Annotated in this window: 13 protein-coding genes; 7 read left to right on the top strand and 6 right to left on the bottom strand. The window is 51.2% G+C overall.

Annotation, left to right across the window (positions count from 1 at the left end; genetic code table 11):
• Positions 1–115: 115 nt before the first annotated feature.
• Positions 116–1,030: a glycosyltransferase family protein gene (locus tag NG346_RS00315; RefSeq protein ID WP_262288067.1), complete on the top strand. Its 915-nt coding sequence runs from the start codon at positions 116–118 to the stop codon at positions 1,028–1,030.
• Between the two features lie 136 nt (positions 1,031–1,166).
• On the opposite strand, the gene lpxA is transcribed toward NG346_RS00315, so the two are convergent.
• The 6 genes from lpxA to NG346_RS00285 form a co-directional block, all read right to left on the bottom strand.
• Positions 1,167–1,943 (bottom strand): acyl-ACP--UDP-N-acetylglucosamine O-acyltransferase, encoded by a 777-nt coding sequence (gene lpxA, locus NG346_RS00310; RefSeq protein ID WP_263010659.1) that lies wholly within the window; start codon positions 1,941–1,943, stop codon positions 1,167–1,169.
• Between the two features lie 232 nt (positions 1,944–2,175).
• Positions 2,176–3,567, bottom strand: a complete 1,392-nt coding sequence (locus NG346_RS00305; protein WP_262288066.1) for an efflux transporter outer membrane subunit — start codon at positions 3,565–3,567, stop codon at positions 2,176–2,178.
• A 22-nt stretch (positions 3,568–3,589) separates the two neighbouring features.
• Complete coding sequence (locus tag NG346_RS00300; protein WP_262288065.1) at positions 3,590–6,862, bottom strand: efflux RND transporter permease subunit; 3,273 nt, start codon at positions 6,860–6,862, stop codon at positions 3,590–3,592.
• A 142-nt stretch (positions 6,863–7,004) separates the two neighbouring features.
• Positions 7,005–8,204, bottom strand: coding sequence for an efflux RND transporter periplasmic adaptor subunit (locus NG346_RS00295; RefSeq protein WP_262288064.1), 1,200 nt, complete (start codon positions 8,202–8,204; stop codon positions 7,005–7,007).
• A 242-nt stretch (positions 8,205–8,446) separates the two neighbouring features.
• Positions 8,447–9,028 (bottom strand): GNAT family N-acetyltransferase, encoded by a 582-nt coding sequence (locus NG346_RS00290; protein WP_262288063.1) that lies wholly within the window; start codon positions 9,026–9,028, stop codon positions 8,447–8,449.
• 109 nt (positions 9,029–9,137) lie between these two features.
• On the bottom strand, positions 9,138–9,905 hold the full coding sequence (locus tag NG346_RS00285) for a radical SAM protein (protein WP_262278857.1): 768 nt from the start codon (positions 9,903–9,905) through the stop codon (positions 9,138–9,140).
• 176 nt (positions 9,906–10,081) lie between these two features.
• Between NG346_RS00285 and NG346_RS00280 the strand changes: the two genes are divergently transcribed.
• From NG346_RS00280 to folK, 6 genes are all read left to right on the top strand, one after another.
• Positions 10,082–10,966 carry a cell division protein FtsX gene (locus NG346_RS00280; RefSeq protein ID WP_262278858.1) on the top strand — a complete coding sequence of 295 codons (885 nt, stop codon included), beginning with the start codon at positions 10,082–10,084 and terminating at the stop codon, positions 10,964–10,966.
• Between the two features lie 119 nt (positions 10,967–11,085).
• Positions 11,086–11,361, top strand: a complete 276-nt coding sequence (locus tag NG346_RS00275) for a DUF3098 domain-containing protein (RefSeq protein WP_154533502.1) — start codon at positions 11,086–11,088, stop codon at positions 11,359–11,361.
• The gene (locus NG346_RS00270; RefSeq protein ID WP_262288062.1) at positions 11,361–12,191 is read left to right on the top strand and encodes an undecaprenyl-diphosphate phosphatase; all 831 of its coding nucleotides are present in this window, start codon (positions 11,361–11,363) and stop codon (positions 12,189–12,191) included. The genes NG346_RS00275 and NG346_RS00270 overlap by 1 nt, the downstream gene beginning before the upstream one ends.
• On the top strand, positions 12,191–12,970 hold the full coding sequence (gene truB, locus NG346_RS00265; protein WP_262288061.1) for a tRNA pseudouridine(55) synthase TruB: 780 nt from the start codon (positions 12,191–12,193) through the stop codon (positions 12,968–12,970). The genes NG346_RS00270 and truB overlap by 1 nt, the downstream gene beginning before the upstream one ends.
• A gap of 57 nt (positions 12,971–13,027) precedes the next feature.
• Positions 13,028–14,221: an S-adenosylmethionine:tRNA ribosyltransferase-isomerase gene (locus tag NG346_RS00260; protein ID WP_262288060.1), complete on the top strand. Its 1,194-nt coding sequence runs from the start codon at positions 13,028–13,030 to the stop codon at positions 14,219–14,221.
• A 58-nt stretch (positions 14,222–14,279) separates the two neighbouring features.
• A complete protein-coding gene (folK, locus tag NG346_RS00255; protein ID WP_262288128.1) occupies positions 14,280–14,690 on the top strand; it encodes a 2-amino-4-hydroxy-6-hydroxymethyldihydropteridine diphosphokinase in 411 nt (136 codons plus the stop codon).
• Positions 14,691–14,992: the final 302 nt, after the last annotated feature.

The raw sequence follows: 14,992 nt of genomic DNA, 5'->3' as shown, positions 1-14,992 counted from the left end.
GCTAAAAAGGTGGAGCTTTAAAAAAGGTACGATTCTTTTTGTCCTTTCGCTTATTTGCTGTAACTTTGCATTGCTTTAGATAGCGCATATTCTAACTGATTTAAAAATACACAGTATGAAACCTACATTATTACTGCTTGCTGCCGGTATGGGCAGCCGCTACGGTGGTTTGAAACAATTAGACGGTCTGGGGCCAAACGGCGAGACCATTATGGACTACAGTATCTATGATGCTATTCAGGCAGGCTTCGGCAAGATCGTCTGGGTGATCCGTAAGGATTTTGAGCAGGACTTCCGTGAGAAGATCCTTTCTAAATATGAGGGACATATTCCCTGCGAGCTTGTGTTCCAAAGCCTCGACAAGATTCCTGAGGGCTACTCTGTTCCTGAGGGCCGCACGAAACCCTGGGGTACCAACCATGCTGTGATGATGGCCAAAGAGGTGATCCATGAGCCTTTCTGTGTCATCAACTGTGATGACTTCTACAATCGCGACTGCTTCAAGGTCATTGGCAAGTTCCTCTCTGAACTGCCAGAAGGCAGCAAAGGCAAGTATGCCATGGTAGGTTTCCGCGTCGGCAACACGCTGAGCGACAATGGTTCTGTCTCTCGTGGTGTCTGCTCCAAGAATGCCGAGAACCTGCTCACCGGTTGCGTGGAGCGCACGGAGATCGAGCGCCAGGCCGACGGCAATGTGGCTTACAAGGACGAGAACGGCAAGTGGGTGGAGATTGCTGACACCACTCCGGTAAGCATGAACGTGTGGGGCTTCACTCCGGAATACTTCGAGTACAGCGACAAATACTTTAAAGAATTCCTCGATGCACCTGAGACCAAGGCCAATCCTAAGGCAGAGTACCTGATTCCTTGGGTGGTGAACAAGCTGATCAATGAGGGTAAGGCTACCTGCGAGGTGCTCGACACCACGAGCAAGTGGTTCGGCGTTACCTATTCTGCTGACCGCTCGGGTACGGTTGCCCGCATCCAGAAGCTTGTTGATGAGGGCGTCTATCCCAACAAGCTTTTCTAATTGACCAATAAACGATTTCAGTAGAAATCTTTCTTTGCTGAAGATTTGAGTTCTCTCTGCTCATCAGCATATAACAATAAAGCCCCGGATGGCACATGATCATCCGGGGCTTTCGTTATGCGGTATCTTTGCTTTTTTACTTCGATATGATGCCGACCTTTGTGGAATTCAGGAAATCGATGATGTTGCGAACCTGCTCACCGTCGGGCACCTGGTCACGAATCTGCAAAGCTGCATCGAAGACGCTTACCTTGCCATTGAAGACGAGGCGGTAGGCGTTGGCGACGTGTTTGCGGATGCGCTCGTCGATTTTCCAGGCTTCCATCATCGTGTTGTTGGGCCCTTCATAATCGATTGGGTTACCGCCTGCGATGACGTAGGGAGGTACATCCTTGGAGAAGCGTGTACCAGCCTGCAGCATAGCCAGATTGCCGACACGTGTGCCGGCATTCTCGATGACCGACGATGAGAAGATGACGCCATCGCCGATCTGGCAGTTGCCGGCAATCTTTGTACCATAGCCAAAGACGTTGAAGTTGCCAATCTTAGTGTCGTGGCTGATGTGCACGCCCTCCATGAGCATGTTGTTGTTGCCGATGACCGTCTTGCAGCCTTCGTGCGTAGCACGGTTGATGATCACGTTCTCACGAATCACATTGTTGTCACCTACAACCACCTCGCTGCGCTCTCCCTTGAAGGCAAAGTCCTGGGGCAGGGCACCGAGGACAGAGCCCTGGTGCACTTTGTTGTCCTTGCCCAGTCTTGTGCCGTTGAGGATGCTCGCAAAGGGGAAGATGACACAGTTGTCACCGATCTCCACGTAGTCCTCGATATACACAAAGGGGAATATCTTGATATTGTCACCGAGCTTCGCCTTCGGCGATACTACGGCTTTGTCACTGATGTTGTTCATAATTCAATATATTTAGGGAGGCCTCTCCCCCATTCCCCTCCCCCGAGGGGAGGGGAGTAGTTACAGGGATAAACCTTCAAAGAAACATGGAGTTCACGATTCGCATCACTCGTAATACGTCATTCCAAATTCCAAATTCGTAATTCGAGAACTCGTAATTCGTAATTTCAAATTCGTAATTAGCGTAACTCGTAATTGAATAACTCCTAATTCCTAATTTCTAATTCCTAACTTACTTTGCTCCCCCGCCCAAAGCATAGTAGAGGTTGACGACAGACTGCATCTTACTGAAGTCGTCCTGTACCTTGTTGAGCTGTGAGTTGAGCAGGTTGCTCTCAGCGGTGATGACCTCAAGATAGGTAGAGCCTGCACTGGCCATCAAGTTCTTTGTGTCTTCCACGTTGCGCTTGAGCACATCGATGCGTTTCTCTTCCAGTTTGCTCTTTGCGTCAGAGGCATTGTAGAGCACGAGGGCATTGCTGACCTCACTGCCAGCGGAGAGCACGCTGTTCTGCCAGGTGTTGTAAGCCTGCTTGTACTGATCCTCAGCGACGCGAAGTCCGGCTGTGAGCTGGCCTTTTGCGAAGATGGGCTGCACGAGTGAAGCTACGGCATTCCACAGCATCTTACCCGGGTTGGTGATACCCAAGCCACCGCTGTTGGTGAAGGCACCGGTAGCGCTGATCGTCAGAGAAGGATAGAAGCGGGCGCGGGCAGCCTCTATGTTATAGAAGCAGTTGGCCAGTGCCATCTCGTTGGCGTGAACATCGGCACGGTTGCTGAGCAACTGAATGCCCACACCCGTGGAGAAATTGGTGGGAAGATTCTGATTGTCGAGGTCTCCGCGTGGGATCGCATGAGCCTGCTGACCGAGCAGCAGCGAGAGACTGTTCTCCGTTTCACGGATCTGTCTTTTGAGATCTTCCTTTTGCGTCTGCACGCTCAGATAGTTGGCCTCGGCACTTTGCACGGCGGTAGAGCGCACACCGGCGACCGACTGATGCTGTATCTTCATGATTTCCCATGTGTCCTTGGTGAGCTTCTCCATGTCGGTAACGATTTGCAGTTGCTTGTCGAGCATCAGCAGGGTGTAGTACATGTTGGCCACATTGGCGATGAGCTTGGTCTGCACAGCGACCTGATAGTCCTTGGTCTGAAGCATCGAGACCTGGGCGGCACGCTTGGCGGCAGTGAGGTTGCCAAAGAGATTGGCATCCCAACTGGCGCTGATTGGCAGCTGATAGGTCTTGGTCGCCTTGCTGTAATCCCAAGAAGTGATGGTTCCCTGCGGCGTGAACGAGATGCCCGGCAGGAACGCGAGCTTGGCAGCCTTGAGCTGAGCCTCCGCCATATCCACGTTGAGCGCCGCGTTGAGCAGGTCGGGATTGTTGGTCAGACACGTGCTGATGAGCGACTGCAACTGCGGGTCAGTGAATACCGACCTCCAGGGAATGTTGGCGAAGCTGGTCGTGTCGGTCACGGCAAGCGTGTCGGTGTTGCTCACCGCGTCGCGTACCAGCCCGGAGGTGTTGACCTGTGGTCGCTCATATTTTCCGTAAAGGCTCTTGCAGCCCGTCATGGCGACGGCTGCAAGACCTGTAAGTATGAAATGATATATCTTCATATTTTCGAAACTCTACGTTTTGTTACTTTGTATACGCGTCAGTGTAAGGCACTTGCTTGTCAGCGTGAGCGTACTGCTCAAGCTCAGCCTTAACTTCCTCGTTCTCCTCATCTTCGAACTTCATCGGCTTGATCTTCTCCTGCAGCCACTGGAAGATGCAGAACAGAGCAGGCACGACAAAGATCTGGATGAGCGTACCGATGAGCATACCACCAACGGCGGCGGCACCTAACGTCTGGTTTCCGTTCTTGCCTACACCAGAGGCGAACATCAGAGGCAACAGACCGATGACCATTGCCAATGAGGTCATCAGGATAGGACGCAGACGGGCGGCGGCACCGAGGATGGCTGAATATTTGATGGCCATACCAGTCTCACGACGCTCCAAAGCAAACTGCACGATCAAGATGGCGTTCTTTGACAACAGACCGATCAACATGATGAGTGAGATCTGCATGTAGATGTCGTTGTTGTGTCCAAACAAGTTGGTGAAGGCAAAGGCACCGGCCAAACCGAACGGCACGGACAGCAACACTGACAGCGGCAGGATGTAGCTCTCGTACTGTGCACTCAGAATCAGGTAGACGAATACCAGACAGAGTATGAAGATCAGCGCGGTGGAGTTGCTCGACTCAGCCTCGGAACGACTCAGACCTGAGTACTCATAGCCATAACCAGTCGGCAGATTGTCCTTGGCCACTTCCTCGATGGCCTTCATCACCTGGCCGGAAGAGTAACCGTCATTGGCGTTGACACTGACATTGATGGCGGTGAAGAGGTTGAAACGGTTGATGTTGGACGGGCCGTAGACCTTTTTCAGTCTGACAAACTCACTCACCGGAGCCATGTCGCCTGTAGCTGTGCGCACATAGATGCGGGAAAGACCGTCGGGTGACATACGGCTTGCCACGTCGCCCTCCACCATCACACGGAAGAGTTTGCCGAAGGCATTGAAGTTGGATGCATACAAACCACCATAATAACCCTGAAGCACGGAGAGCACCACCTTAGGCGAGATGCCGGCCTGCTTGGTCTTGGCAACATCCACGTCGACCATATACTGCGGATAGTTAGGGTTGTAGGATGTCATAGCCTGCTGGATCTCCGGACGCTTGTTCAGTTCGGCGAGGAAGCTCTTCGTGACGTTGTAGAACTTGTTCAGGTCGCCGCCGGTCTTGTCCTGCATGGTCATGGTCACACCATTCTGCACGGAGAAACCAGGAATCATAGGAGGACCGAAGGCCAGGATCTGTGCGTCCTTGATGCTGGCAGTCTGCTTATAGATCATGCCAAGCACCGAGTTCTGCTCGTAAGGATTGACGACGAGAGCCATCGGGTCCTTGTCGTGGATGGCGCGCTTGATGCGGTCAGTGATGCCGCCGGCACGGTCCTCAAAGGACTTCAGCTTGATGATAAACGTAGCCTGGTCAGATCCCTGACCTGCAATGAAGTTATAACCAATGATAGCGTTGCGGTGGAGGATGGCCGGGTTGTTGGCCAGCATCTTGTCGACTTCTTTCACAATCTCCTTGGTGCGCTCCTGTGAGGTACCAGGATTGGCCGAGATAGTCACGAAGATGGTACCCGTATCCTCGTCAGGCACAAGACCCGTCTTGGTGGTATTCATCAGAATGGCCAGGGCGGCGATACCTACGACGACAATGCCAGCGGTGATGATGCGGTGATTGATCACGCGCTCCACACCTTTCTTATATTTATTAGTGGTCTTCTCAAACACGCGGTTGAATCCGGCGTGGAAGCGTGCCACAAAACTCTTGTTGCTTTCGTTCTCCTCGGCTTTGTGAGGTTTCAGGAACATAGCGCAAAGGGCAGGAGAGAGCGTCAGGGCGTTGACAGCCGAGATGACGATACTCACAGCCATGGTCACACCGAACTCGCGGTAGAAGGTACCGCTTGTGCCACCCATAAACGACACAGGGATGAACACGGCAGCCATGACGAGTGTGATGGAGATGATGGCGCTGGAGATCTCGTTCATGGCGTCGATGGCGGCAGTGAGCGAGTTGTCGTAACCTTGGTCGAGCTTGGCGTGAACGGCCTCGACGACCACGATGGCATCATCGACCACGATGGCGATGGCCAACAGCAACGCCGACAGCGTCAGCAAGTTGATGGAGAAGCCAAAGATCCACAGGAAGAAGAAGGTACCTATCAAGGCCACCGGTACGGCAATCATTGGGATGAGCGTAGAGCGGAGATCCTGCAGGAAGATGTACACCACGATGAACACAAGGAACAGCGTGATGAACAGCGTCATCACCACCTCATGGATGGAGGCGAAGAGGAAGTCGGTCACGTCATACAACGTGACGATCTTCATCCCCGGCGGCATGCTCTTCTGCTGCTCAGCAAGAGCGGCCTTTACGTCAGTAGCAATCTGTGTAGCGTTAGATCCTGCGATCTGCCGCACCATACCCATACAGGCTGGCTGGCCGTCGTTGTTCAAACTCACGTTGTATATCAGTGAGCCGAGTTCGATCTTGGCTACATCCTTGAGCTTCAGCGTCTGACCGGTGGTCTTACTCGTGAGGATAATGTTCTCATACTCCATCGGCTGTGACAGACGTCCCTTGTAGCGCAGAGTGTATTCATAAGCCACGTTGGAGTTTTCACCGAACTTACCCGGTGCAGCCTCGATATTCTGTTCAGCAAGCACACCAAGGATGTCCGATGGCATCAGTCCGTACTCCTTCATCTTGTCAGGCTTGAGCCAGATACGCATAGAGTAGTTGGGGGAAGGAGGGCCTGACACGTCACCCACACCATTGATACGCTTGATGAGTGGTACGATGTTGATGTTGTTATAGTTCGTGACAAACTGGTCGTCGTAGCGTCCGTCGGAGGTGACGGCGTACATGATGACGTTAGAGGTCTGATCCTTGGTGACGGTCACACCGACCTGCGTAACCTCAGAAGGCAAGAGAGCCTGAGCTTGGGAGACACGGTTCTGCACGTTCACGGCAGCCATATCCGGGTCTGCGCCCTGCTTGAAGTACACGGTGATCCAACACACACCATCGTTGGTGGTCTGCGAGGTCATGTAGGTCATGTTCTCCACACCATTGATGCTTTCCTCCAAAGGCACGGCAACAGACTTCATCACCGTTTCGGCATCTGCACCCTGATAGGAGGCCTGCACATTGATGGTTGGTGGGGCTATGTCCGGGTATTGCTCGATAGGCAGTGACACCAATCCGATGGTACCTAACAGCACAAGCAGGATAGACACCACGGTGGAGAGCACCGGACGCTTGATAAAATTAGTAAATGTCATATTCTTCTAAATGTTGAATGATGAATGATAAATGATGAGGAATGTTGAATGATGAATGTTCAATGATGACTTAATGGCGCCACGGCCACTCGTCGCTGAACACCGTCAACATTCAACAATCAACATTCATCATTTCTTTATTTTATTTTCCTGTCATTGCCTTGACGAAGCCCTTTGCCGTTCCCTGCTCTTTGGCGAGATTGGCTGCGTCGTCGATCTTCTTTTGATATTGCTCTTCAGTGAGCGGTTTGATCTGCTCGCCATCGGTGAGCTTGCTGATGCCTTTGGAGACATAGCGGTCACCTGCGTTCAATCCGGAAGTGACGATATAGTTCTGTCCGTCGTTTTGTGGGTTGACAGTAATCTCGGTATATTTCACCTTGTTGTCCTTGTCGACCTTATATACGAAGTACTTGTCCTGAACCTGAGAGGTAGCCTCCTGCGGGATGCTGATGATGTTGTTGCTCACGTGCGGCACGATGATCTGACCTGCACCGCCGCTCTTCAGCAGTCCTTGAGGGTTGGGGAAGTGGGCGATCAGTGTGTAAGCACCTGTGGTAGCGTCAATGACACCGCTCATCTTCACGACGCGTCCGGGCTGGTTGTAGACTGTACCGTCGGCCAACTGTAGTTTCACGGTTGGCATCTCACGCATGACGCCGGCTACGCTGCCTGCCGTCTTTGACATGCCGAGGATGTCGGCCTCACTCATTGAGAAGAACACCTCCACGGTGGAGACATCACTGACTGTTGTCAGCGTGCTCTGAGCAGAGACGAGGGCTCCCTTCTTAAACGGCAGGGAGCCGACAACGCCTGACGCCGGAGCGGTCACTGTGCACCATGCAAGCGTCTCGCGGGCAGAGGCGAGGCTGGCGCGGGCCTGGGCCACCTGAGCCTCAGCGGTCTTGTAGCTGTTCAATGCGGTCTCCAGCTCATACTGACCGATGATGTGCTGGGCGAAAAGCTTCTTATTGTTCAGATAGGTCAGTTTAGTAGTGTTGGCCTGTGCGATAGCTGTGTTCAATGCTGCCAGAGACTGACTGACGGCGGCACGGTAGGTCTCGCTGTCGATGGTGAACATCACCTGACCGGCGCGCACATACTGTCCTTCGTGGACATACACATTGGTGATATACCCAGAAAGTTTTGGGTGTACCTCCACATCCTGAATACCCTTGATGGTTGCCGGATAAGTGGTCTGCATGTCGGCGCTTGACTCGCCGACAGTGCGCACGGCAAACTCATTGTCTTGAAGGTCAGCCAGGCCGCCGCCGCTCTTCTTTCCACATGAAACGAGAGAAAGCGCAGCCAAAGCTACGAACATACAATTTTTAATTTTCATACCTATATTATATATAACGTTTAATTTCTTTGTGTTTAAAAAGCTTGGAGCAGGACATAATCTCTCCTTTCATCGTGCAAAGTTAGCCATTCTTGATGAAAACTCAAAACGCCCCGTGAGTTTTTTAACATTAGTTCGTGTTTTTGTATTCACACTAACAATTAGCTCTTTACACGTCTGTTGATAATTTCTTTTGGCCTTGGTAATGGGCGAACAGTAAATGTGTGTTTATGAACAACAGCTTACTTTTCTGCTGTCTGCAAGTGTCGCATTTCGTGCCCTCCCCATGTTGCGTCGTTGACATATTCAAAGCCCAGACTTCGATAGAGACGTTCTGCTCCTGGATTGCCTTTGTCTACGAGCAGTCCGACAGGCTGCCTCTGACCCTTCTGATCGATGAGCTTTTTCAGCAACAGCGTAGCGAGTCCTTGATGACGGTAGCTTTCGTTGACAGCAAGCGAGTCGATATAGTACTCTCCGGCCTGCGTCTCGTCGGCCATGCCACGGAAGTCCTGTCCCAGGAACTCCTTGGCTGCTTGCAGGAAAGTTTCGCGCAATCGATGTAGATCAGCTCCATCGTAGCCTACGATGACACCGGCTACCACCGGATGACCATCGGTTGTGTTGTCATCGAGTGCCACCATCGCGTTGCGATAGCTGTATTGGCTGTCGTCTCTTCTGACCAGTGCTATCATCATGCGATGGAAGTCCTCTAAAGTGTGGCTTGGCCCTGCGAAGTTCTGACAACACTCGTGGTTCATCGCCAACATGATGAGAGAGGCGATAGACTCAGCTTGTTCGATGGATGCTGGAACGATTTTCATAAATATAATCTATATTTGATAGCCCGACGAAAGTCAAGTGTTGATCATGTGAAAGTATTTCTATGCCTGGAGATGAAACCGTGCTTTGCTTGTGAACAGGTCTTTTGCTTTAATACGAAGCCGTGCAGGGAATGCCCAATGCAATGACGCGGTCGCGGATAGCATCCAGTTCCTCATGTGAAGCCTTGCGCAGTTTTTGGTCTGGCGTCTCGCGGTCGATGGTATAGACCATCACTTCTTGCGGCTGAATGTATTTGACAGCGTCGAGCCACGGCGCCACATATTCTTCACCCGTATTGTCCGTGCCGTCGCCTTTCATGAACATGGTCTGGATGATCACGTGTCCCTTGAACCATCGCATGTTCTCAATTATGTCCTTGACATCGTAGGAGGGCTGTATGGGGCGGTCCACCTTGCGGATATAGTCCATGCTGACCGTGTCGAGCTTCAGGATGTTGTTGTCTACCTTCAGCAGAGCCTGACGGATGTCGTCGTGTCCGGAGAAGGTGGCATTGCTCAGCACACTGATCTTTGCCTTCGGGCACCACTTGTCACGCAGCCGGATGGTGTCGTCGATGATACCGGGAAACTCAGGATGACTGGTGGGCTCACCATTTCCCGCGAAGGTAAGCACGTCGGGATGCTCCTGGTCGTTGTGCATCTTGATGAGCTGCTTTTCCAAAGCTTCCGCCACCTGCTGCCGCGTAGGATGGGGTGAATGTGTGCGGCGGTCCTTGTTGAAGCCACATTCACAATACAGGCAATCGAAGGTGCATATCTTCCCGTCTGCCGGCATCAGGTTCACACCTAAGCTTAGTCCTAAACGGCGGCTGTGCACTGGGCCGTAGATGGGACTTGGATAAATAACAGTACTCATAATTCTGTTCTTACTTTAATTCTCGTTTCTTATCAGAATTCTTGAGCAAAGATAATAAAAATATATCATTATCGGTGCTTTTCTTCTTGATTATTTGGTTAATGCAAGTTAATCATCTCTTTCTCTCTAATATTTTGATTAACTTTGTATCCAAATGCAAGATTTTGACCACTGCAATGGGAAAGAAGAGAAATAAGGTAAGCAGGCACACTGGGCGTCTGCAAGCTGTTACTTTGTGTATCAGCACGGCCATGGTGCTCGTGCTGTTGGGGCTTGTCGTGTTTTCTACGCTGACCGGCCGCAATCTTTCGTCGTATGTAAAAGAGAACCTTGTCGTCACCATGATGCTCGAACAGGATATGAGTGACAACGAAGCCATCACGATGTGCTCTCATCTGAAGCAGCAACCTTATATCAAGCAAGTGCACTTCATCAGCAAGCGTGCTGCTTTGGCTGATGCTACCCGTCAGATGGGTGCCGATCCCTCTGAGTTCACCGATGGCATCAATCCCTTCCCCTCATCTGTCGAGCTGACGCTGAAGAGCGACTATGCCAACAACGACTCGCTGAAATGGATCTCGGCACAGCTGAAGCGCTATCCTAAGGTGTCGGAGATCAACTATCAGAAGGATTTGGTCGATGCTGTCAACCGTAACCTGACGAAGATTGGTATCATCCTGCTCGTCATTGCGGCTTTGCTCACCTTTGTGTCCTTCTCCTTGATCAACAACACGGTGAAACTCGGTATCTATGCCCGCCGTTTCTCCATCCACACAATGAAGCTCGTCGGAGCCTCCTGGGGCTTTATCCGAGGGCCTTTCATCCGTCGTGCCGTGTTGACCGGACTGCTTGCCGCACTGTTGGCGATCATCGTTCTTGGTGGATGTATGTATGCGCTCTATCGCTACGAGCCGGAGATTTTGAATATTGTGACGTGGCGTGAGATGACCATCACCGCTGTTTCGGTCGTTGCTTTCGGTATTATCATCACGGCCATCTGCGCTTCCATCTCGGTGAACCGCTTCCTGAAGATGAAGGCAGGAGATCTCTATAAGATTTAGACTTGCCTAAGTCTTCTGTCATACCATAAGGTACTCTTTCTGCTCTTGGCTGCTCTTGAATTAAGTAAAAGTGACCGTGCATGAATAGACTTGAACTTAGAATAATGAATAAACAAAATATGGATAAAAGAAATTATGCATTCGACCGTACCAACTTCACGTTGTTGGCTATCGGTTTTGCCATCGTGGTCATCGGCTTCATTCTGATGAGTGGCAGCAGTTCTACGGAACAGGCTTTTAATCCCGACATCTTCAGTTTCCGCCGTATCAAGGTAGCTCCTGTGGTATGCTTTGTTGGCTTCATCTCCATGATCTATGCCATCATCCACAAACCCAAGGACAATGGAGACGAGAACACTCCTGCCGAAGCACCATCTAACAACGAGGAGGCCTGATGACACTGATACAGACTATTATCATCGCCATCGTGGAGGGACTCACAGAGTTCCTGCCTGTGTCGTCGACCGGACACATGATCATCACCCAGAACCTTTTGGGCGTACAGCAAGGCGATCCTTTTGTCCATGCCTTCACGTTTATCATTCAGTTCGGTGCCATTCTCTCTGTTGTGTGTCTATATTGGAAGCATTTCTTTCAGATGCGCAACTATGAGGAGTTTGTCGACAAGATGAAATTCTACGGACTGCTTATCGTGGGTGTGTTGCCTGCCGTAGTCATTGGCTTGGCAGCTAAGAAGAGCGGTCTGCTCGACTGGTTGCTGGACAGTGTGGTCGTCGTGGCTGCTATGCTTGTCATAGGTGGCGTATTCATGCTCTTCTGTGATCGTATCTTCAACAAAGGGTCAGAGAACAATCAAGTCGATTGGAAGCGTGCGTTTCTCATTGGCTGTTGGCAGTGCTTGTCAGTCATTCCAGGAACAAGTCGCAGTATGGCTACTATCGTAGGAGGAATGCAGCAGAAGCTGACACGCAAGCGTGCGGCAGAGTTCTCTTTCTTTCTGGCTGTGCCGACGATGGCGGGTGCTACGCTTCTCGACCTGATCGATATGTTCAAGGAAGGCACTACGTGGGCTACCAGCAACAATATCATGTTGCTCATCGTAGGTTGCGTCATCGCTTTTGTGGTGGCTATGCTTGCTATGAAGTGGTTTGTCGGTTTCTTGACCAAATACGGTTTTCGTGCATTCGGCTGGTATCGCATCATCATTGGCGGCATCATTCTGCTAATGTTGGCAACTGGTCATTCACTTGTTATGGTTGATTGATGAGAGATTTTATCAAAGGAGAAATCTTAGCGATCGACAAGCCCTATGGCATGACGAGCTTCGGCGCATTGGCTCACATCCGTTTCCTGCTCTCACAAAAATTAGGGCAGAAGGTGAAAGTGGGACATGCCGGCACGCTCGACCCATTGGCGACGGGTGTCCTGATCCTCTGCACAGGCAGGTGCACCAAGCAAATCGAGACGCTGCAAAGCCATACCAAGGAATACACGGCAACGTTGCAGTTGGGAGCTACCACTGCCAGCTATGACCGTGAGCACGAGGTCGACACTACCTATCCTGTGGAGCATATCACACGTGAACTCATCCTTGACGTGCTGAAACAGTTCGAGGGTGACATCCAGCAGGTGCCTCCAACCTACAGTGCTTGTAAAGTCGATGGGACAAGGTCGTATCAGTTGCGCCGCAATGGCGAGGACGTGGAACTGAAACCGAAGGCTATACATATAGATAAGGTGGAACTCACCGACTATGACGATGAGAAAAAGACGATGGCCATCCGCGTCGTTTGTGGCAAAGGCACTTATATCCGTGCGCTGGCCCGCGACATTGGCCGGGCACTGAATAGCGGAGCTTATCTCACGAGTCTGCGTCGGACACGTGTGGGCGACATCAGCGAGAGCGATTGCATTGCGTTCAATCATTTCGGAGAATGGCTGGACAGTGAGATTCCCAACGAAGTGAGTGCCGCTGCGCTACAGCGTCCTGCCGAGGCAAAGCCTCAGATCACTCCCAAGGCGGACAACAGGCCTGTGGCATAAACAAAGCAAATCCCAACCAGGATTATTATCAGACAGAATAGAAAGGAAATATACATTATGAAGTTATCGCAGTTCAAGTTCAAGTTGCCGCCCGAGTCGGTGGCCCTTTATCCTCACAGCATTGTGAGGGAGTATACGAACGACGATGGTACGAAGGGTTCTTTTCGGATTACCCGTCGTGATGAATCCCGTCTGATGGTGCTGCACCGGACAACGGGCGAGATAGAACTCTATAAGAAGGATGACAAGGGACAGCCGATCAAAGGCGAGTACCTTGACTTCCGCAATGTCATCGATTATTTCGATGATGGCGATGTGTTCATCCTTAATGATACGAAGGTTTTCCCTGCCCGTCTGTACGGAACGAAGGAAAAGACCGACGCAAAGATCGAGGTCTTTGTCCTGCGTGAGCTCAACGAGGAGACACACCTGTGGGACGTGCTCGTGGAGCCGGCGCGTAAGATCCGTATCGGCAACAAACTCTTCTTCGATGAGGTGGGCACCATGGTAGCCGAGGTCTATGACAACACGACCAGCCGTGGACGTTCCTTGCGCTTCCTCTATGACTGTCCTCACGATCAGTTCAAACGCGACCTCTTCGCTCTTGGCGAGGCTCCGCTGCCGGAGTATATACTCAACGGCCGCCCCGAGGATCCCGATATGAAGGGGATGCACGTGCACTCCCATGCGACAAAGGAAGATCTGGAAGACTTCCAGACACTCTTCGCACGCAACGAAGGTGCTGTCACCGTGCCGGCTACCGGACTTCATTTCAGCCGTGAGCTGTTGAAGCGTATGGAAATCAAAGGCATCAACACGGCGTTTATCACGCTGCATTGCGGCTTGGGCAACTTCTCACCAATTGAGGTGGAGGATCTCACCAAGCATAAGATGGACTCTGAGCAGATGTTTGTCAACAAGGAGGCTTGCGACATGGTAAACACCGCCAAGAAAGAGGGACATCATATCTGTGCCGTCGGAACGAGTGTAGCCAAGGCTACTGAGACAGCAGTAGGCACTGACGGCTTCCTCAAGGAGTTTGACGGTTGGACATCCAAGTTCATCTTCCCGCCTTACGAGTTCGGTCTTGCTGACACGATGATTGCCAACTTCTATCATCCCGAGTCTACGCTGCTGATGTCTACAGCAGCCTTCGGTGGTTATGAGAACGTGATGGCCTGCTACGCATTGGCACTGAAGCATGGCTATAAGTTTGGATGCTATGGCGACAGTCTGCTGATCGTGGACTGACAGTGTAGCAATCCCATAGTTGTAAAAACGGCTTATGGCAGATATAAACAATCCGGCTTTGCATAAAGTCTATCTCAGCTTAGGTTCCAACATTGGCAACCGACGTGGACTGATACGGCAAGCCGTAGAGCTATTGGAGAGTAGGGTAGGGCATGTCTCTGCCCTCTCTTCCCTTCATGAAACGGAACCGTGGGGCTTCGAGTCGCCCAATAAGTTCCTCAACGCGTGCTGTTGCTGTCTGACCACACTGCCTCCGCGCCAGGTGCTCTTGGCTACTCAGCGCATCGAGCATGATCTCGGCCGCACGGGAAAATCAGTGAATGGCGTTTATCACGACCGTGTCATCGACATCGACATTCTGCTGTATGATGACATAAAAGTGGATGAACCAGATTTGAAGATTCCCCATCCCTTGATGCATGAGCGCGACTTCGTCATGGTACCGCTCAAAGAAATATATAATAAATAATGTATAGGGTATAATCTCAGTTTATAGACAGGCGCCTGGGATTATACCTTTTCTTATTGCCACGTCAAAGTCTGTAGCACCATTGACAATACGCTTGGACGGTTTGAACTTTGGGCTGATCAAGTCACGCTCCGAGTGGTAATATTGCGTTTTCAAGCCAGCAAGACCAAAGAGTAGACGACAAAACAAGTCAGACGCATAAGTTCTCGCTGGCAACGCCTTCGTTGCAACAGATTTAAGAATGTTCTGATAAGAATAACTCCATACGCCAAAGGATAAACCCTCGACGTATGGAGTTACTA

Source organism: Hallella absiana (assembly GCF_025457485.1).
Classification (GTDB): Bacteria; Bacteroidota; Bacteroidia; order Bacteroidales; family Bacteroidaceae; genus Prevotella; species Prevotella absiana.
The sequence above is the reverse complement of the archived record's forward strand: the minus strand, read 5'-3'. Positions and strand labels throughout refer to the sequence as shown.

What these genes read in the sequence shown, in the direction of transcription:
- NG346_RS00300 (WP_262288065.1), bottom strand. Translation starts at nt 6,862, where the DNA reads ATGACATTTACTAATTTTATCAAGCGTCCGGTGCTCTCCACCGTGGTG.
- NG346_RS00270 (WP_262288062.1), top strand. Translation starts at nt 11,361, where the DNA reads ATGACACTGATACAGACTATTATCATCGCCATCGTGGAGGGACTCACA.
- NG346_RS00315 (WP_262288067.1), top strand. Translation starts at nt 116, where the DNA reads ATGAAACCTACATTATTACTGCTTGCTGCCGGTATGGGCAGCCGCTAC.
- lpxA (WP_263010659.1), bottom strand. Translation starts at nt 1,943, where the DNA reads ATGAACAACATCAGTGACAAAGCCGTAGTATCGCCGAAGGCGAAGCTC.
- truB (WP_262288061.1), top strand. Translation starts at nt 12,191, where the DNA reads ATGAGAGATTTTATCAAAGGAGAAATCTTAGCGATCGACAAGCCCTAT.
- NG346_RS00285 (WP_262278857.1), bottom strand. Translation starts at nt 9,905, where the DNA reads ATGAGTACTGTTATTTATCCAAGTCCCATCTACGGCCCAGTGCACAGC.
- NG346_RS00290 (WP_262288063.1), bottom strand. Translation starts at nt 9,028, where the DNA reads ATGAAAATCGTTCCAGCATCCATCGAACAAGCTGAGTCTATCGCCTCT.
- NG346_RS00295 (WP_262288064.1), bottom strand. Translation starts at nt 8,204, where the DNA reads ATGAAAATTAAAAATTGTATGTTCGTAGCTTTGGCTGCGCTTTCTCTC.
- NG346_RS00305 (WP_262288066.1), bottom strand. Translation starts at nt 3,567, where the DNA reads ATGAAGATATATCATTTCATACTTACAGGTCTTGCAGCCGTCGCCATG.
- NG346_RS00260 (WP_262288060.1), top strand. Translation starts at nt 13,028, where the DNA reads ATGAAGTTATCGCAGTTCAAGTTCAAGTTGCCGCCCGAGTCGGTGGCC.
- NG346_RS00275 (WP_154533502.1), top strand. Translation starts at nt 11,086, where the DNA reads ATGGATAAAAGAAATTATGCATTCGACCGTACCAACTTCACGTTGTTG.
- NG346_RS00280 (WP_262278858.1), top strand. Translation starts at nt 10,082, where the DNA reads ATGGGAAAGAAGAGAAATAAGGTAAGCAGGCACACTGGGCGTCTGCAA.